Consider the following 17,111-nt stretch of genomic DNA (forward strand, 5'->3'; position numbering starts at 1 on the left):
GGGCCCGCCCTACCCTTCAGCCCGTGCTTCATCGGCGGCGAGCTCGCCGCCGGCCACAGCCTCGGCGTACTTCGTGAGGTCCGGCCCGGGTTGGAAGTCCACGAACTGGTCCTTCAACTTCTCGAACAGGAACTTGTACACCTCGTCCTTGTCCTTGCCGGACAGGGACGATGCTGCTTCCCGGACTGCTTCCTGCAACGCCCGGTCGGCGTCCAGCAGGATTTTCTCGCGTGCCTGCTCGTTCCATTTAACGTCCTGCAGATCCATGGGAGTCTCCTTGCGTTGACGGCTGATGCAGGGACGGCCGGGAAATTCCCTGATGAAATTCCCGGCCGGTCCTTGAAGGAGTCTATGCAGGTGGCGTGCGAAGGGTCCAGACCTCCACACAGGCGCCTTTGGGCTACAGGTGCACGTGCAGGCGCCGCGCCGCTTCCGAGATGGACCCGGTCAGGGACGGGTACACGGTGAACGTGCTGGCGACGTCATCCACATGCAGCTTCTGCTTGACCGCGATGGAGATGGGGAAGATCAGCTCCGACGCGTTGGGGCCCACCACAACGCCGCCGATAACGGTGCCGGAGCCCTTGCGGGCAAAGATTTTCACGAAGCCGTCCCGGGCGTTGCGCATCTTTGCCCGGGCGTTGCTGCGCATTGAAAGCTTCACGACGTCGCCCTGGTACTTGCCGGAATCGATGTCAGCTTCCGAGACGCCCACGTTGGCGATCTCCGGGGAGGTGAAAATGTTCGAAGCCACCTGGTGCAGTTTGAGGGGTGTTACCACGTCGCCCATGAAGTGCGCGACGGCGATCCTGCCCTGCATGGCGGCCACGGAGGCCAGCGGCAGGACGCCGGTGCAGTCGCCCGCGGCGTAAATGTTCGGCGCCGACGTGCGGGAGACGCCGTCCACCTTGATGTGGCCGCTCTCGCTGAGCGCCACTCCGGCTTCCTCCAGGCCAATGCCGGCGGTGTTGGGAATGGATCCCAGGCAGAGCAGGCAGTGGCTGCCGGTCACCTTGGTGCCGTCGCCCAGGGTGACCACTACGCCGTCGTCGGTCCGTTCCACGGCTTCCGCACGCGAGCGGGACAGGACCCGGACGCCGCGGCGTTCGAACACTTCCTCCAGCACGACCGCCGCGTCGACGTCCGAACCGGGAAGCACCCGGTCACGGCTGGAAATCAGCGTCACCTTCGAGCCGAGGCCGTTGTACGCGGAAGCAAATTCGGCACCGGTCACACCGGAGCCCACCACAATCAGGTCCTCGGGCAGCTCATCCAGGTTGTAGATCTGCGTCCAGTTGAGGATGCGTTCACCGTCCGGCCGTGCGGTGGGCAACTCACGCGGGTGCGCGCCAACGGCCAGCAGAATGGTGTCCGCCTCCACGATCTCCGTGCCGTCCACCGTGAGGACCTCGATGGTGTGGTTGTCCAGCAGGCGGCCGGACCCGGCAAGGATGCGGACGCCCTGGATCTCCAGGCCATCGTGGATGTCCTTGGACTGGCTGCGGGCAAGGTTAAGCAAGCGGTCGTTGATGTGCTTGAGGTCCGCGCGCATCACCGGCACAAAGTCGCCGCCGTCGACGTCGAACTTCACGCCCAGCTCCCCCGCCTCGGCGACGCGGGTCATCAGGTCTGCGGTGGCGATCAGGGTCTTGGACGGCACCACGTCGGTGAGCACGGCGGATCCGCCCAGCCCGGCGCGTTCGATGATGGTGACCTGCGCCCCCAGCGAGGCGGCCACCATGGCGGCTTCGTACCCGCCCGGACCACCTCCCAGGATTGCGATCCGGGGTGAACTGAAATCTGGATGCGTAGTCACAATGAATCATTCTCGCCTATCCCCGCCGCAGCACCAAGAATTCCGGCCTCTTCAGGATGGCGTGTACTGGGCGCACCAGGGGCGGCAGGATAACTTGTACCAGTGAGTACAACAGACTTCCTGAACACGGATCCCTTCGCCGCCGCACGCGCCGCGGCAGACTACATTGCCGAAGAAACAGGAGTGGACAGCCACGACGTCGCCCTGGTGCTTGGTTCCGGCTGGGGCGCAGCAGCAGACCTCATCGGCGAAACCACGGCCACCCTCTCCGCCGAGGAGGTGCCCGGCTTCCACGCCCCCGCAGTGGAAGGGCACGTGGGCACTATCCGCTCCGTGCTGACCCGCGACGGCAAGCGCGCCCTGGTCCTGGGCGCACGTACCCACTACTACGAAGGCAAGGGAGTGCGCGCCGTGGTGCACGGCATCCGGGCCGCCGCAGCGGCGGGGTGCAGCACCCTGGTCCTCACCAACGGCTGCGGCGGACTCAACGAGGACTGGGCCCCGGGCACGCCGGTACTCATCAAAGATCACATAAACCTCACCGCGGCCTCGCCCCTGGAAGGCGCCACGTTCGTTGACCTGACAGATCTTTACTCTTCCCGGATCCGCGGGCTCGCCCGTGAGGTTGATCCCCGCCTTGATGAGGGGGTGTATGCCCAGTTCACGGGTCCGCATTACGAGACGCCCGCGGAGGTGCAGTACGCCAAGCGCATCGGAGCCGACCTGGTGGGCATGTCCACGGCGCTGGAGGCCATCGCCGGGCGGCACGCCGGGATGGAGGTGTTCGGCATCTCGCTTGTCACCAACCTCGCGGCCGGCATCAGCCCGCAGCCGCTGAGCCACCAGGAAGTCATCGAATCAGGGCAGGCTGCCGGGCCCAGGATCTCAAAACTGCTCGCCGACATCATCGCCAAACTCTAAGAATGCGGAATCACTTCAGGCACTATCCGGCGCCTTCCAGGGGGCGCGGGTTGGGCAAAACGGTGGGCCCACGCCCGCAGGGTTCCCTGGCCGAGCTTGCGAGGCGAGGGAGCGGGTGGGGAGCAATGACGATAGGTTTATGCCCATGACGTCTTCCGGTGCCGATTTACGCCTGCTCGATGAAGCCCGCGAATGGGCTTCCCAAGATCCGGATCCCGCAACGGCGGCTTCCCTCCTTGAGCTCGTCAGGTCGGTCGAAGACGGGGACGCTGCAGCACGGCAGGAACTGGAAGACAGCTTCCAGGGCACCCTCCAGTTCGGCACCGCGGGACTGCGCGCTCCCTTGGGCCCCGGGCCCAACCGGATGAACCGCGTGGTGGTGCGCCGCGCTGCCGCCGGATTGGCGGCCTTCCTTGTTGACGCAGTCGGCAAAGCCTCGCCCGGAACGCGGCCACGCGCCGTCGTCGGCTATGACGCCCGCTACAACTCGGACGCTTTCGCGGTGGAAACTGCCGCCATCTTCACCGCTGCCGGGATCGAGACCTTCCTCATGCCGGCCGCGCTGCCCACTCCCCTGCTGGCGTACGCCGTCCGGGCCTTGGAGTGCGACGGCGGCGTGATGGTTACCGCCAGCCATAACCCCCCTCAGGACAACGGTTACAAGGTCTACCTGGGCCGCCATGCCGTCGCGGAGAGTGGCAACGGCGCCCAGATTGTCACGCCGTACGATGCCGGCATCGCGGCACGGATCAACGCCGTGGGCTCCCTGGACTCGATCGTGCTGGCGCCGGAGGGCTGGACCGTGTTGGACGGGTCCATTGCCTCTGACTACCAGCGCGCCACGGCGGAGCTTGCACGGCGGGACCATTTTCCGGCGCGGGACCTCCGTATTGTCCTGACCCCCATGCACGGCGTCGGCGGCGAAACCGCACTGGCCGTATTGAACGCGGCAGGTTTCCGGGACGTCACCCTGGTGGCCGAACAGGCCGAGCCTGATCCGGATTTTCCCACCGTCAGTTTCCCCAACCCCGAAGAGCCCGGCGCCCTGGACCTTGCCCTGGAAACGGCAGCGCGGCTGGACGCCGACATCGTGATCGCCAATGATCCCGACGCCGACCGTGCGGCCGTTGCCGCCAAGGACCCGGACACGGGCGCATGGCGGATGCTCCGCGGCGACGAAGTGGGAGCCCTGCTGGGAGCGCACGTGGCGGCCAGGTTCGCCGCCGGCGCCACGGATGCGGGCGAGGCGGAGGGCTCGAAGGGCGTCTTCGCGAATTCGATCGTATCCTCGCGCCTGCTGGCCCGCATTGCGGCAGCTGCCCGCTTCGCCCACGAAGAGACACTCACCGGCTTCAAGTGGATCTCGCGGGTGCCGGGACTGGTCTACGGCTATGAAGAAGCACTGGGCTACTGCGTGGCGCCGGACCAGGTGAAGGACAAGGACGGCATCTCTGCCGCCGTGCTGATCGCCGAACTTGCCGCCGCCGCGAAAGCCGACGGGAAGACCGTCTTTGACACCCTGGACGAGCTGTACCTGCAGCACGGCCTGCATGCCAGCGACCAGCTCAGCATCCGGGTTGCCAACCTGGGGCTCCTGGACGCCATGATGAACCGGCTGCGGGTTTCCCCGCCGGAATCCTTCGGGTCATCCACGGTGGAGGTTTTCACCGACCTGGCGGAGGGCACGGACCAGCTGCCGCCTACCGACGGGCTTCTGTACGTCACCCGCGACCTCACCAGGGTGATCATCCGGCCCAGCGGCACCGAGCCGAAGCTCAAGTGCTACCTGGAGGTCATTCACCAGGTGGGTGCCGCAGCGGAACTGCCGGCAGCCCGGCAGGCGGTGCGTGCGGCGCTGGATGAGGTGCTGCGCGATGTCAGCGAGGCGCTGGGGCTTTAAAACCCGAAAGGGCGCCCCACCGGGCGCCCTTTTCCTGCTTTTAGGTGTCGGAGCTGCCGCTTACAGCTCCACCTCGATAAATCCGTCGGCAATGCGGGTGCTGAAGGTTGCGATGCTCAGGCCGGGGGTGCTGAAGCATTCGCCGGTTTCCAGGTCATAGACCTCTTTGTGCAGGGGTGAGGCGATGGTGGGCCGGGTCCCCTTCGAGCCGAGGATTCCACGGGCCATGACGTGCGCGCCGGTGGCCGGATCCTCATGGGCCACCGCGAAAACTTCGCTGGGACCGGTGCGGAAGAGCGCCAGCTGGCGTCCGGCAACGAGGGCGGCTTCACCCCAGGCGGGTTCCAGGTCCTCCACCCGGCACACGCGGTGCCATCCGGCGGCGGTCTCAGTTCCGGCTTCGAGTGCCCCAAGTTCCAGTGTTGCCGTCATGTCCGGCTCCTCTCCCTGTGCTGGTTGTCCCTGCGTTCAGCCACCTTTGCGGCCACGTTCCACGCTAGGGCGCGGGTGTTTCGTCGGCATGCAGTGAATGTGTCCGTCTCGTAAAAGACACCTAACCCGGCCGGAAATGCGTTCGTGATGCAGAAGTTAAGTTCGCGAAACAATTGGGAAACTGAAGCGAAACTGCGTCTCCCTAGTCTGGATGGACACTCGTCACCAGAAGGCTGCAGGAAACGCTGCGGCCCATGCGAAAGGCCCACAGTGACCGAACAGACTTCACGCACCGAGACTCCGCGCCGCATCGTCGTCGCCGGCGGCGGCCCTGCGGCCCACCGTTTTGCGGACGCAATGCATGCCCGCGGCCTCGACGGCTGGCATGTCACGGTCCTCACTGAGGAAGCGCACCTCCCCTACGACCGTGTGGCGCTGTCCAAGGCCCTCACCGAAAAGGACGTTGACCTCACGCTGGGCAACGCGTCGATGTGGGACCACCCTTCCCTGGAGCTGAAGACCGGCGAGCGCGTGGTCACGATCAATGCCGAAGCCAAGACGGTGGAAACCGCTGCCGGCACCGTGGTCGAATACGACGAACTGGTGGTGGCCACCGGCTCCAATGCGGCGCGCCTTCCGATCCCCGGCAACGAGCTTACGCATGTGTACCGCACGCTCGAAGACGTCTGGGCCATTAACGAGGCCATCACCCAGCTCACGGTAAAGCTGGGCCGCAAGGTCAACGCAGTCACCATCGGTGGCGGCCTGCTGGGGCTCGAGTCCGCAGCCGGCACTGAGCAGCTGGGCGCCAACCCGATCGTCATCGACGGTTCGCAGTGGCTGATGGCCACCCAGCTCGACGAAGGCGCCGGCCAGGCCATGGGCCGCCTCATCAAGGCAAAGGGCTTCGAAGTCCACGGCGGCGTCTTCCCGTCGGAAGTATTGTCCGACGACGACGGCCAGGTCACCGGCGTCCTGATGGCCGACGGCCGCGTCATCGACGCCGACCTCGTGATTGTCGCCATCGGCGTCCGGCCGCGCGATGAACTCTTCCGCGCCGCCGAAGGCGAGGAGCAGATCTTCTCGCTGGGCCAGCGCGGCGGTGTGGTCATCAACGATTACTGCGCCACCGAAGTACCCGGCATCTGGGCCATCGGTGAAGTGGCCAACTTCGGCGGCATGTGCCTGGGCCTGGTTGCCCCGGCCAACACCATGGCCGAGATCGTGGCCGACCGCCTGCACGGCGGCGACGCCACCTTCCCCGGCTTCGACACCGCCACCAAGCTCAAGCTCTCCGGCGTGGACGTCGCCAGCTTCGGTGACGCGTTCGCGAAGACCGAGCACGCCCTCGAAATCGTCTACGCCGACCCCGCCCGAGGCGTGTACCAGAAGATCGTCACCACCGACGACGCCAAGACCCTGCTGGGCGGCATTTTCGTAGGCGACGCTTCACCGTACATGAGCCTGCGTCCGCTGCTGGGCCGCGAACTTCCCGCCGAGCCGGGCGCGTTCCTCAGTGCGGCCGGCGGCGGCGACGCCCCGGAAACCGAACTGCCGGACGACGCAACTCTCTGCTCCTGCAACAACGTCACCGCCGGAAGCATCCGCGACGCCATCAACGGCTGCGGCGCCTGCGACGGCAACGCCCCCGTCCAGGAGCTGGGCGAGCTGAAGGGCTGCACCCGCGCCGGTACCCAGTGCGGTTCATGCGTCCCCATGCTCAAGAAGCTGCTCGAGACCGAACTGACCAAGTCCGGCGTCGAGGTCTCCAAGGCCCTGTGCGAGCACATCGAACTTTCCCGCCAGGAACTGTTCGACGCCATCCGCGTCCTGGAACTGACCTCGTTCGAAGAAATCATGGCCAAGTACGGCACCGGAGCCGGCTGCGACATCTGCAAGCCGACCATCGCCAACATCCTGGCCAGCCAGAACAGCGCCTACGTCCTGGATGCCGGCCGCGGCACCCTGCAGGACACCAACGACCGCGCCCTGGCCAACATGCAGAAGGACGGCACCTACTCGGTGGTCCCCCGCATCGCCGGCGGCGAGATCACCCCCAAGAAGCTCGGCGTCATCGCCGCCGTGGCAGAGAAGTACAACCTGTACACGAAGATCACCGGCGGCCAGCGCATCGACATGTTCGGAGCCCGGCTGGAACAGCTGCCGGAAATCTGGAAGGAGCTGGTGGACGCCGGCTTCGAGTCCGGCCAGGCGTACGGCAAGAGCCTGCGCACGGTGAAGTCCTGCGTCGGCTCCACCTGGTGCCGGTTCGGGGTCCAGGATTCGGTGGCCATGGCCATCCAGCTGGAGCTCCGCTACCGCGGCCTCCGCAGCCCGCACAAGCTCAAGATGGGCGTCTCCGGCTGCGCCCGGGAATGCGCAGAAGCCCGCGGCAAGGACGTTGGCGTGATCGCCACCGCCGACGGCTGGAACCTGTATGTCGGCGGCAACGGCGGTGCCACCCCGGCCCACGCCCAGCTGCTGGCCAAGGACCTCGACGACGAGACGCTCATCAAGTACATTGACCGCTACTTCATGTACTACATCCGCACGGCAGACCGGCTGCAGCGTACGGCCCGCTGGCAGGAAGAGCTCGACGGCGGCATCAAGCACGTCGAGGACGTGGTGGTCAAGGACACCCTGGGCATCGCAGCGGACCTTGAAGCAGCCATGGCGAAGCACGTGGACACCTACATCGACGAGTGGGCCGACACCCTCAAGGACCCCGAGCGCCTGCGCCGGTTCCGTTCCTTCGTCAACGCCCCGGACCAGAAGGATGACTCCATCACCTTCGTCCCGGACGAGCGCGGCCAGATGCGCCCCGCCACGCCCGAGGAAAAGGGCAAGGTCCTCATCGGCGCCTCCATCCCCGTGCGGTCCAGCAACGAGAACGAGGTATAGCCATGCAACTCAGCATCGATCTCACCGGCCGCGAGGTCCTGGTGACCGGCTCAGACCACGCCGCGCGCCAGGCGGTGCGCCGCTACGAAGCCGCGGGCGCCGTCGTCTACCGCCTGAGCACCCCGCAGGGCGCCGGGCATGACGGGCCATTGCCTGAACGTCCCTTCCTGGTCGCAGCGGTCGACGACGGCCAGCCCGGCTGGGACGCCCTGCTGGAGCGGTGCCGCGAAACCGGCATCCCGGTAGCAGCCGAACCGGCCGCCGGCGCCGCGGGCCACGTCACCCTGGTGGGTGGCGGACCCGGCACCACCGAACTGCTGACGGTCGCCGCCGTCAAGGCACTGCGTGACGCCGACGTTGTCTTCTACGACCGGCTGGCCCCGTACCAGGAGCTGCCGTCCCTCACCTCCGCAGAACTGGTTGATGTGGGCAAGAAGCCCGGCCACCACAAGGTGAGCCAGGCCGACATCGAAAAGCTCATGGTGGAAAGCGCCCTGGCCGGCAACAATGTGGTCCGCCTCAAGGGCGGTGATCCCTACGTCTTTGGCCGCGGCGGCGAGGAAGTGGCCGCGTGCGTGGCCGCCGGCGTCAAGGTCCACGTCGTTTCCGGCGTCACCAGCGCCATCTCCGTCCCCGCGGCGGCAGGCATCCCCGTCACGCACCGCGAGGTCAGCCACATGTTCACGGTGGTTTCCGGGCACGCCCCGCTGACCGAGAAGGAACACCAGCACCTGGCCGGGCTGGGCGGAACAATCGTTGTCCTGATGGGCATCGGCACCCTCCACCAGCTGGCAGCCGGCCTCCGCAAGGCCGGGATGCGCGCGGACATGCCCATGGCCGTGGTGGAACGCGGCTACCGGCCCGGACAGCGCACCACCATCGCGAACCTCGGCACCATTGCCTCCGCCGCTGCCGGCTGCAGCAACCCCGCCGTGCTGGTCATTGGCGAGGTGGTTCGCGTGGCAGAAGCCAACCGCGGGCATGCTGAGGCCGCCGCCGACCTGGACAGGCTGGCGGCCTCGCTGCTGGGTTCATGAAAGGATTGACCCCCATGACTGCACTTGCACCGGCCGAAGCGTCCCAGCTCGAAGAAGCTCCCGACGCCGCTGAATCCCCGCTAGAGGGTTTCCGCATCGGCGTGACCTCGCACCGGCGCTCCCGCGACCTGATCGAGGCCCTGGAACGCCGCGGCGCCGAAGTGCTGCACGCCCCGGCGCTGAAAATCGCCCCCGTGCAGGAGGACATGCGCCTCATCGAGGACACCCGAGCCATCATTGCGGCCAAGCCGGACCTCTGCATCGCCACCACCGCCTACGGCATGCGCCGCTGGTGCGAGGCCGCTGACTCCTTCGGCATCGGCGACGAACTGCTGGACACGCTGGGCGCGTGCCGGATGTTCGTCCGGGGACCCAAAGCCCGCGGCGCCGTCCGCGCGGCCGGCCTTGCCGACGTCGGAATCAGCAGCGACGAAACCACCGCCACCCTGGTGGACATGCTGCTTGCCGAGGGCGTCCGCGGCAAAACCGTCGCCGTGCAGCTGCACGGCTACACGGACGTACGCCAACTGGAGCGCCTGCGCATGTCCGGCGCCACCGTCCTGACCGTCACGCCCTACCGCTGGGTTAAGCCCGACGGCGAGGACAAGCTCCCCCGGCTCATCGACGCCGCCTGCACCGGCAACCTGGATGTCCTGACCTTCACCAGCGCGCCCGCCGTCGATGCAATGTGGAGCACCGCCCATGAGATGGGCGTGTACAAGCAGCTGATCGAAAGCCTCAAAACCAACGTCACCACGGCTGTGGTTGGCCCGGTCACGGCGCAGCCCCTGCTTGACGCCGGCGTGACACCGCTGATTCCCGAGCGTTTCCGCATGGGCGCACTGATCCGGCTGGTATGCGAGCACCTGGCGCTGAACCATGTCCGGCGGCTGGAAACCCGGTCCGGCAACATCGAGCTCCGCGGACGGAGCCTGCGCATCGACGGCCAGCCCGTGGAACTGGCGCCCGCTCCCCTGCTGCTCCTCCGGGCGCTGCTCGGTGCCGGCGGAGCTGTCCTCTCCCGTGAATCGCTGTCCGACCTGCTGGAACTGCGCGGCTCCGTCCACGCGCTGGACATGACCGTGAGCCGGCTGCGGTCCTCGCTGCCGGACGGGAGCCTGGTGGAAACCGTGGTGAAGCGGGGCTACCGGATCCGCGTCTAGCGCCTGGTTAATGCGCGGCGCGGCGCCGTTTGTGTCCGTTTCGGGCGGGATGAGAGGTAGGTCACGGCTTCTGTTACCGGCCGGTAAAAACTGGCGAACGCACCCCTCCCGGACCGGCAATGACGGGGAAACACAACGGTAAAAGCACACGCCTACGCTGGGTTGCATAACGAAGTTCCGGCCATTCCCGGCCGCCAGCGAAAGGGCCAGCACATGTCCGCTCCGGCACCCACCACGTCCACCTCAGCAGCTACCCGCATCGTCATCGCCGGGGCAGGTCCCGCCGCCCAGGCACTGGTAAGGCAGCTGGACCTGACCCGGTTCCCCGGCACCATCACCGTGTTGAGCAACCGGGATGACACCCCGGATGAACTGCTGGACCTGGCGCTGCTCCCGCAGGTGTCGGTACGGTTCGGCCAGCCGGCCAGCCACATCGATGCCGTGAACCGGACCGTCGCCACGGCGGACGGCATGGAATTCGCCTACGACCACCTGGTCATCGCCACCGGATCCGCGCCCGTGGCCAACCCGGTGGAGGGCGCAGGCCAGTGCCTGAACTACTCCACCATCGACGACGCCGCGCGTATCGCCGAGGCCGTTGGCCAGGTGACCCGGGAACTGGGCAGGCGCCCGCTGGGAATCCTGGTGGGCAACGGCGCGGCCGCCGGGCAGGCCGAGGCAGTCCTGCGCGCCAGGGGCGTCCGTCCCATCCGCACCACAGCCCGCCCCGCCGCCGTCGTTCCCGGGAAGTCTGTCTCCGGGCTGGCGGCCTCCGCCGTGATTTTTGAGGACGGAAGCAGCATGAGCGGCGACCTGGTGGTCCTGGCCGAGGAGCGGGTGTCCCGGGATGACCTGGCCGCCACCGCTGGCCTCCGGACCGCCGCCACGGGCGGGATCGTCATCAGCCAGGACTTCCGGACGTCCATCCCCGGGATCTGGGCGATCGGGGATGCGGCAGCGTTCGACGGCGTCCGGCTGGGCCTGCTGGTGGCCGCGGCTTCCGCCGCGGGTGCCTGCGCATCACAGCTCCTGACGGCCTCCGCGGCCGGGCCTGTCCTGCAGGCAGCCGCCTGATCTCCAGAGCTCCTGCGCCTTGTGACAAGATGGTTCCCGAAACGAGTCAAGGACGCGCCGGGGCCCACAAGGCCCCCTGGAGAGGACCATCATGAGCAACGAAGCCACCCCTTCCGTTCAACAAGCCGCCGCTGTTGCCGGGACCATCGCTTCCTACATCGACCACACCCTGCTGAAGCCCGAGGCCTCAGAGTCCGACGTCCGAAAGGTCTGTGCAGAAGCCGCCGAGTACGGCTTCAAGTCCGTGTGCGTCAACCCCATCTGGGTCAAAACGGTCAAGACCGCCCTCAAAGGCTCCGGCGTCCTCACCTGCTCGGTGGTGGGCTTCCCGCTGGGTGCCACGCCCACGGATGTCAAAGTGTTTGAGGCGCGCGGCGCCGTCCTGGACGGCGCTGACGAGGTGGACATGGTCATCAACATCGCCGCCGCACGGGCCGGGGACAAAGGCGCGCTGACCGAGGACATCACCTCGGTGGCCGAGGCAGTGCACGGCAGCGGAGCCATCCTGAAAGTCATCATCGAAACTGCCCTGCTGACGGACGAGCAGAAGGTCCTGGCCTGCCAGGCGGCCATGGCGGCCGGCGCCGATTTCGTGAAGACCTCAACCGGCTTCAACGGCGGAGGTGCCACTGTGGAAGACATCGCCCTCATGCGCAGGACGGTGGGGCCGGATATGGGCGTCAAGGCCTCCGGCGGCGTGCGTTCCCTCGCTGACGCGCAGGCTATGATTGCTGCAGGTGCAACACGTATTGGCGCCAGCTCCGGCATTGCCATCGTCAAGGGTGAACAGGGTTCATCCGCCTACTGACGGACGGCCGGGGCAGCCACAGATTGAGCCCCGCGGGGCCGAGGAGGAACGAATGTCCAGCAAGATTACCGCGTCCAACCAGGACTCAACATCGAACCAGGGCACTGTCCGCACTCCCCAGAATGAGAACAAGCTCTCCGGCAGCATCGTTCTCTTCGTCATCATCATGGCCCTGTTCCTTGGAGCCGTGTACTCCCTGTCCTTCCTGACGCTTGGCAACCCGTGGCCGATGGCCGTCTGCCTGGGGCTCTTCGCCCTGGCCTTCTGGATCCCGCAGACCATCCTGGGCCGCTCGGACTCCGCCGGCGAGCACTGACCCAAGTAAGTAGCACCAACTGTCGTTATGAGGGCTCAGAACGACAGTTACTGCTACCTGGTTGGGACATAAGCCTACGAAACCCCCGGGACGAGTCCCGGGGGTTTCTGCGTGTTTCATAGCCAGAGTTTCATCCAGGCACCGGCTGCCGCCGCCACCCTGGTCCACTGGTTCTGCGCGATGGACCAGCCTGCCACGGTGAGCCCCACCATGGCATAAGCGCTCACCGGGATCAGCACCAGCCATTCACGTTTGGACCCGGCCCTGCCCAGCAATGGCAGGGACAGCGCGCCGTTGGGCCGCCACACGTTGCGCAGGAGCGGGACCTTGCGCAGCAGCTTTGGCGGCCGGATGACCAGCGGCCACAGCAGCGGCACTCCCCCAGTGGTGATCAGGTCGCCCACAATGTGCACCACCACGCCGATGAGCATGGACATGGGCAGCCACGTCCACTGATCCGGTGCGTACACCGTGACCAGGCCAGCCATGGCCAACGCGAAGATCCAGTTGGTGATGAACCCGCTCTTGGGAAAGAGCTTCAGGGCCTTGGCCGCGATGTTGATCAGGAACATGCAGAGCAGCCCGGCGCCCACTGACAGCAGGCCCCAGGGGGTCACCATTTGGAACTGGGATGCCAGAAAGGCTAGGAGCACAAAAACTCCTGCGCCCAGGATGGAATGCGTCCCCTGCCGGTGCCCGCCGCTGGCGTTCTCGATCCCCACGGCAATCACGTTGGACAGCGGCGGCAGGGAATTGGCCACCGTACTGTGCCGGTGGTCCCAGTCGCACACCAGTGCTGTCCCCGCCGTCGCCATGCCGCCGATCAGGATGCCGGTGGCATCCAGCGGGTACCAGCCCAGGGTGTAGGGGCCGGTGGACGCAACAGCTACCCACGCCGCGGCTCCCGACGCGGCGTGGTGTCCTCCCATCATCCGTCAGGCCACTGTCAGAGGCTGGTCGGAAAAGATGTTGCGGATCACTCCGTTGGCCCATTCCAGGATTTCCGCGTCTTGCAGGTCCCGGCCCCCGATCCGCGCCGTTTTTGGCTTGGGAATCAACACGGCGTCGAGCGCCGGCTTGGACTGCGAGCCCGGATACATCCGGGTCAGCCGCATGATTTTAGATTCCGGCAGCTGCGCCGGGGAGAATTTGATGAAGTTGCCCTGCAGGGCGACGTCGGACAGGCCGGCTTCCCGGGCGCCCACCCGGAACCGGGCCACCGCCACCAGGTTCTGCGCGGGCAGCGGCGGCTCGCCGTAGCGGTCCACCAGCTCGGCCAGGACCTCGTCGATCGCCTCGTTGGTGAGGGCGGAGGCCAGCTTCCGGTACGCCTCGAGGCGCAGCCGCTCCCCCGGCACATAGTCATGCGGGAGGTGCGCATTGACCGGAAGCTCGATCTTCATCTCGGCGGCCTTTTCCTCGGCTTCGCCGCGGAAGTCCGCCACCGCCTCGCCCACCAGCCGGATGTAGAGGTCAAAGCCCACACCCTGGATGTGCCCGGACTGCTCGCCGCCCAGCAGGTTGCCCGCGCCGCGGATTTCCAGGTCCTTCATGGCCAGCTGCATGCCCGCACCGAGCTCGTTGTGGGCAGCCACGGCCTTGAGCCGCTCCAGCGCCACTTCACCCAGCGGCTTCTCCGAGGGGTAGAGGAAGTAGGCATAGGCGCGTTCACGCCCGCGGCCCACCCGGCCGCGGAGCTGGTGCAGCTGGGACAGGCCGTACTTGTCCGCCCCGTCCACAATTAGGGTGTTCGCGTTGGAGATGTCCAGGCCCGTCTCGATGATGGTGGTGCACACCAGGACGTCGAAGCGCCGCTCCCAGAAGTCCACGATGATCTGTTCCAGGCGGCTTTCGGACATCTTGCCGTGGGCCACCTCCACCCGGGCTTCAGGAACCAGCTCACGGATTTTCGCCGCGGTCCGTTCGATGGTGGACACCCGGTTGTGGACCAGGAATACCTGCCCTTCGCGCATCAGCTCACGGCGGATGGCGGCGGAGGTCTGCTTGTCAGTGTAGGGGCCCACGTAGGTCAGCACGGGATGGCGTTCCTCCGGCGGCGTGGCCAGGGTGGAGGTTTCCCGGATGCCGGTCAGGGACATCTCCAGGGTGCGCGGAATCGGCGTGGCGCTCATGGCCAGCACGTCCACGTTGGTGCGCATCTTCTTCAGCGCTTCCTTGTGTTCGACGCCGAAGCGCTGTTCCTCGTCCACGATCACCAGGCCGAGATCCTTGAACTCGAAGTCCTTGGACAGCAGCCGGTGGGTACCGATCACCACGTCCACGGAACCGTTCTTGACGCCTTCCGCCGTCTCCTTGGCCTCCTTGGCGGCCTGGAAACGGGACAGCGGCTTCACGCGCAGGGGGAAGCCGGAGAACCGCTCAGTGAAGGTTTCGTAGTGCTGCTGGGCCAGCAGGGTGGTGGGCACCAGCACGGCCACCTGTTTGCCGTCCTGCACGGCCTTGAAGGCAGCGCGCACCGCGATCTCGGTCTTGCCGTAGCCCACGTCACCGGACACCAGGCGGTCCATCGGGATTTCCCGCTCCATGTCCGCCTTGACCTCGTTGATGGTTGTCAGCTGGTCTGGCGTTTCCACGTACGGGAAGGCTTCCTCCAGTTCACGCTGCCACGGCGTGTCAGGGCCGAAGGCGTGCCCGCGCGAGGCCATCCGGGCGGAGTACAGCCGGATGAGCTCACCGGCGATTTCCTTGACGGCTTTCCGGGCTTTGGACTTGGTGCTGGCCCAGTCCGCTCCGCCCATCTTGCTCAGGACAGGGGTGTCGCCGCCGACGTAGCGGGTCACCTGGTCCAGCTGGTCCGTGGGCACAAACAGCCGGTCTCCCGGTGCGCCGCGCTTCGACGGCGCGTATTCCAGGACAAGGTACTCCCGGACGCCGTCGCCTCCGCCGGCCACCTTGCGCTGGATGAGCTCCACGAACCGGCCGATGCCGTGCTGCTCGTGGACCACGTGGTCCCCCGCCACCAGCTGGAGCGGGTCCACGGCGTTGCGCCGCTTGGACGGCATGCGGCGCATGTCCTTGGTGGATCCGGCGGACGTGCGGCCCAGGAGGTCGGCTTCGGTGAGCAGGCCCAGCTTCAGGCCGTCCAGGACAAAACCGCGGCCGACGGCGGCAGTGGTCACTTCGATGATGCCCGCCTGGGGTTCGTGGTCCAGGCTGTCCACGCGGGCGCAGGGAATGTCAGCGTCGTGGAAGAGCTCGGCCAGGCGCTGGGCGGGGCCTGGGCCCTCGGTGGCCACCACGATCCGCCACTGGTCGCGCACGTGAGATCCGATGAAGTCCATCATTTCCGCCACGTCGCCCTGGTAGCCGCGCGGTTCGCGGGCGTGCAGGTTCAGGACGTCAATTTCGGGGAGGAGCTCCTCGTCCTGGGCGAGAGAGGTGATGGACCACCAGGACACGCCGTGCTCCAGTGAGGTTGTGCGGGTCTCGGCCAGGGACCGGAAGCTGGCCGAATGCAGGGCCGCGGTGGCCTGGGAGCTCAGGTCCAGGGGCGCCGTCCCGCCGTCGGATGCCGTGGACCAGGCCGCCTCCAGGAACTCCTCGTTGGTGGCGGCAAGGTCGTGGGCCCGGGTCCGGACCTTTTCGGGTTCGATGACCACGGCAATGGATTCCGCGGGCAGCTGGTCCACGAACGGGACCATGGAGTCGACCAGCACCGGGGCGAGGGACTCCATGCCTTCCACGGCGATGCCGCCGGCGATCTTTTCCAGCATGTCGGCCGCGGCCGGAAGCTGGGCCTTGAGCGTAGCGGCCCGGGACATCACGGACGGCGTGATGAGGATTTCGCGGCAGGGCGGGGCATGCAGTTCGGTGGGATGGTGGATGCCGGGGGCGGACAGCGAGCGCTGGTCTGCCACTGCGAACCAACGCATCTGGTCCACCTCGTCGCCGAAGAACTCCACCCTAATGGGGTGGTCCTCGGTGGGCGGGAAGACGTCGATGATGCCGCCGCGGACAGCGAACTCCCCCCGGTGCGTCACCATGTCCACGCGCGCGTACGCAGCGTCGGCGAGGCGGCGCACCACGTCCGTGAAGGAGACGTCCTGTCCCACCTTCAGCGTGACCGGCACCAGGTCGCCCAGCCCGGCCACGACGGGCTGGACCACAGCCCTGACGGGAGCCACCACCACGCGGAGCGGTCCCGCCGTCGAACTTTCAGGGTGCGCCAGGCGGCGCAGGACGGACAGGCGCCGCCCCACGGTGTCGGACCGCGGTGAGAGGCGCTCGTGCGGGAGGGTCTCCCAGCTGGGGAACTCCGCCACCGCGTCGGCCGGGAGGTAGGCGCGGAGTGCGGCGGCCAGGTCCTCGGCTTCGCGTCCCGTGGCGGTGACGGCCAGCACCACGCCCGGTTTTGCGTCACCGGGCTGTTCTGCCGTGGCGGCCGCGAGCCCGTCCGCCATTTCGGCGAGCAGTACGGCTCGCAGCCCGGCAGGTGCACTGATCTGGTAGTCCTGGCCCCGGACGGAAAATCCCCGGGCAGCCTCGGCCCGGACGCGGGCGAAGGTCTGGTCCGTGGCGAGTACGCGGCGCAGGCCGTCCAGAGACGGGCCTGTGGTGGATTGGCCAGCGGTGGACGGGCCGGGAAGGCTCATGGCAGAAGCTCCTGTGGTGTTCATGGATCGCAGGCAACGCGAAAACCCGAAATTCGCTGCGAATCCCGGGTACCCCCAGCCTACCGCGCACCGGCGACATGGCTGTGGCCGGATCCGGAAAGCCTCCACC

Annotated in this window: 13 protein-coding genes; 8 read left to right on the forward strand and 5 right to left on the reverse strand. The window is 67.1% G+C overall.

Annotated features, from left to right (window positions below; all coding sequences use genetic code 11):
• Window positions 1–9 precede the first annotated feature (9 nt).
• Entirely contained in the window at window positions 10–267 is a 258-nt protein-coding gene (locus ACZ9BC_RS17260) for a hypothetical protein (RefSeq protein ID WP_476246984.1), read from the reverse strand.
• Window positions 268–400: 133 nt separating this feature from the next.
• Window positions 401–1,816, reverse strand: a complete 1,416-nt coding sequence (locus tag ACZ9BC_RS17265) for an NAD(P)H-quinone dehydrogenase (protein ID WP_079595631.1) — start codon at window positions 1,814–1,816, stop codon at window positions 401–403.
• 102 nt (window positions 1,817–1,918) lie between these two features.
• On the opposite strand from ACZ9BC_RS17265, the gene ACZ9BC_RS17270 reads away from it, so the two are divergent.
• Window positions 1,919–2,737 (forward strand): purine-nucleoside phosphorylase, encoded by an 819-nt coding sequence (locus ACZ9BC_RS17270; RefSeq protein ID WP_476246985.1) that lies wholly within the window; start codon window positions 1,919–1,921, stop codon window positions 2,735–2,737.
• A gap of 145 nt (window positions 2,738–2,882) precedes the next feature.
• A complete protein-coding gene (locus tag ACZ9BC_RS17275; RefSeq protein ID WP_476246986.1) occupies window positions 2,883–4,637 on the forward strand; it encodes a phospho-sugar mutase in 1,755 nt (584 codons plus the stop codon).
• Window positions 4,638–4,697: 60 nt separating this feature from the next.
• On the opposite strand, the gene nirD is transcribed toward ACZ9BC_RS17275, so the two are convergent.
• Window positions 4,698–5,069 carry a nitrite reductase small subunit NirD gene (nirD, locus tag ACZ9BC_RS17280; RefSeq protein WP_476246987.1) on the reverse strand — a complete coding sequence of 124 codons (372 nt, stop codon included), beginning with the start codon at window positions 5,067–5,069 and terminating at the stop codon, window positions 4,698–4,700.
• A 270-nt stretch (window positions 5,070–5,339) separates the two neighbouring features.
• Here nirD and nirB point away from each other — a divergent pair, with 270 nt between their 5' ends.
• From nirB to ACZ9BC_RS17310, 6 genes are all read left to right on the forward strand, one after another.
• Window positions 5,340–7,970, forward strand: a complete 2,631-nt coding sequence (gene nirB / locus ACZ9BC_RS17285) for a nitrite reductase large subunit NirB (RefSeq protein WP_476246988.1) — start codon at window positions 5,340–5,342, stop codon at window positions 7,968–7,970.
• 2 nt (window positions 7,971–7,972) lie between these two features.
• Entirely contained in the window at window positions 7,973–9,007 is a 1,035-nt protein-coding gene (gene cobA / locus ACZ9BC_RS17290) for a uroporphyrinogen-III C-methyltransferase (protein WP_476246989.1), read from the forward strand.
• A 14-nt stretch (window positions 9,008–9,021) separates the two neighbouring features.
• Complete coding sequence (locus tag ACZ9BC_RS17295; RefSeq protein WP_476246990.1) at window positions 9,022–10,170, forward strand: uroporphyrinogen-III synthase; 1,149 nt, start codon at window positions 9,022–9,024, stop codon at window positions 10,168–10,170.
• A 213-nt stretch (window positions 10,171–10,383) separates the two neighbouring features.
• Window positions 10,384–11,244, forward strand: a complete 861-nt coding sequence (locus tag ACZ9BC_RS17300) for an FAD-dependent oxidoreductase (RefSeq protein WP_476246991.1) — start codon at window positions 10,384–10,386, stop codon at window positions 11,242–11,244.
• A 91-nt stretch (window positions 11,245–11,335) separates the two neighbouring features.
• A complete protein-coding gene (gene deoC / locus ACZ9BC_RS17305) occupies window positions 11,336–12,052 on the forward strand; it encodes a deoxyribose-phosphate aldolase (RefSeq protein WP_476246992.1) in 717 nt (238 codons plus the stop codon).
• Between the two features lie 52 nt (window positions 12,053–12,104).
• Complete coding sequence (locus ACZ9BC_RS17310) at window positions 12,105–12,368, forward strand: hypothetical protein (RefSeq protein ID WP_476246993.1); 264 nt, start codon at window positions 12,105–12,107, stop codon at window positions 12,366–12,368.
• 116 nt (window positions 12,369–12,484) lie between these two features.
• On the opposite strand, the gene ACZ9BC_RS17315 is transcribed toward ACZ9BC_RS17310, so the two are convergent.
• Both ACZ9BC_RS17315 and mfd read right to left on the reverse strand, forming a co-directional pair.
• The gene (locus ACZ9BC_RS17315; protein WP_476246994.1) at window positions 12,485–13,300 is read right to left on the reverse strand and encodes a metal-dependent hydrolase; all 816 of its coding nucleotides are present in this window, start codon (window positions 13,298–13,300) and stop codon (window positions 12,485–12,487) included.
• A 3-nt stretch (window positions 13,301–13,303) separates the two neighbouring features.
• Window positions 13,304–16,981, reverse strand: coding sequence for a transcription-repair coupling factor (gene mfd, locus ACZ9BC_RS17320; protein ID WP_476246995.1), 3,678 nt, complete (start codon window positions 16,979–16,981; stop codon window positions 13,304–13,306).
• Window positions 16,982–17,111 lie beyond the last annotated feature (130 nt).

The sequence above is a fragment of the Pseudarthrobacter sp. TE3704 genome (genome assembly GCF_056279405.1).

Excerpts from the sequence above, each read along its gene's own strand:
- ACZ9BC_RS17260 (WP_476246984.1), bottom strand. The coding sequence starts at position 267 with ATGGATCTGCAGGACGTTAAATGGAACGAGCAGGCACGCGAGAAAATC.
- ACZ9BC_RS17275 (WP_476246986.1), top strand. The coding sequence starts at position 2,883 with ATGACGTCTTCCGGTGCCGATTTACGCCTGCTCGATGAAGCCCGCGAA.
- nirD (WP_476246987.1), bottom strand. The coding sequence starts at position 5,069 with ATGACGGCAACACTGGAACTTGGGGCACTCGAAGCCGGAACTGAGACC.
- cobA (WP_476246989.1), top strand. The coding sequence starts at position 7,973 with ATGCAACTCAGCATCGATCTCACCGGCCGCGAGGTCCTGGTGACCGGC.
- ACZ9BC_RS17295 (WP_476246990.1), top strand. The coding sequence starts at position 9,022 with ATGACTGCACTTGCACCGGCCGAAGCGTCCCAGCTCGAAGAAGCTCCC.
- ACZ9BC_RS17300 (WP_476246991.1), top strand. The coding sequence starts at position 10,384 with ATGTCCGCTCCGGCACCCACCACGTCCACCTCAGCAGCTACCCGCATC.
- deoC (WP_476246992.1), top strand. The coding sequence starts at position 11,336 with ATGAGCAACGAAGCCACCCCTTCCGTTCAACAAGCCGCCGCTGTTGCC.
- ACZ9BC_RS17310 (WP_476246993.1), top strand. The coding sequence starts at position 12,105 with ATGTCCAGCAAGATTACCGCGTCCAACCAGGACTCAACATCGAACCAG.
- ACZ9BC_RS17315 (WP_476246994.1), bottom strand. The coding sequence starts at position 13,300 with ATGATGGGAGGACACCACGCCGCGTCGGGAGCCGCGGCGTGGGTAGCT.
- mfd (WP_476246995.1), bottom strand. The coding sequence starts at position 16,981 with ATGAGCCTTCCCGGCCCGTCCACCGCTGGCCAATCCACCACAGGCCCG.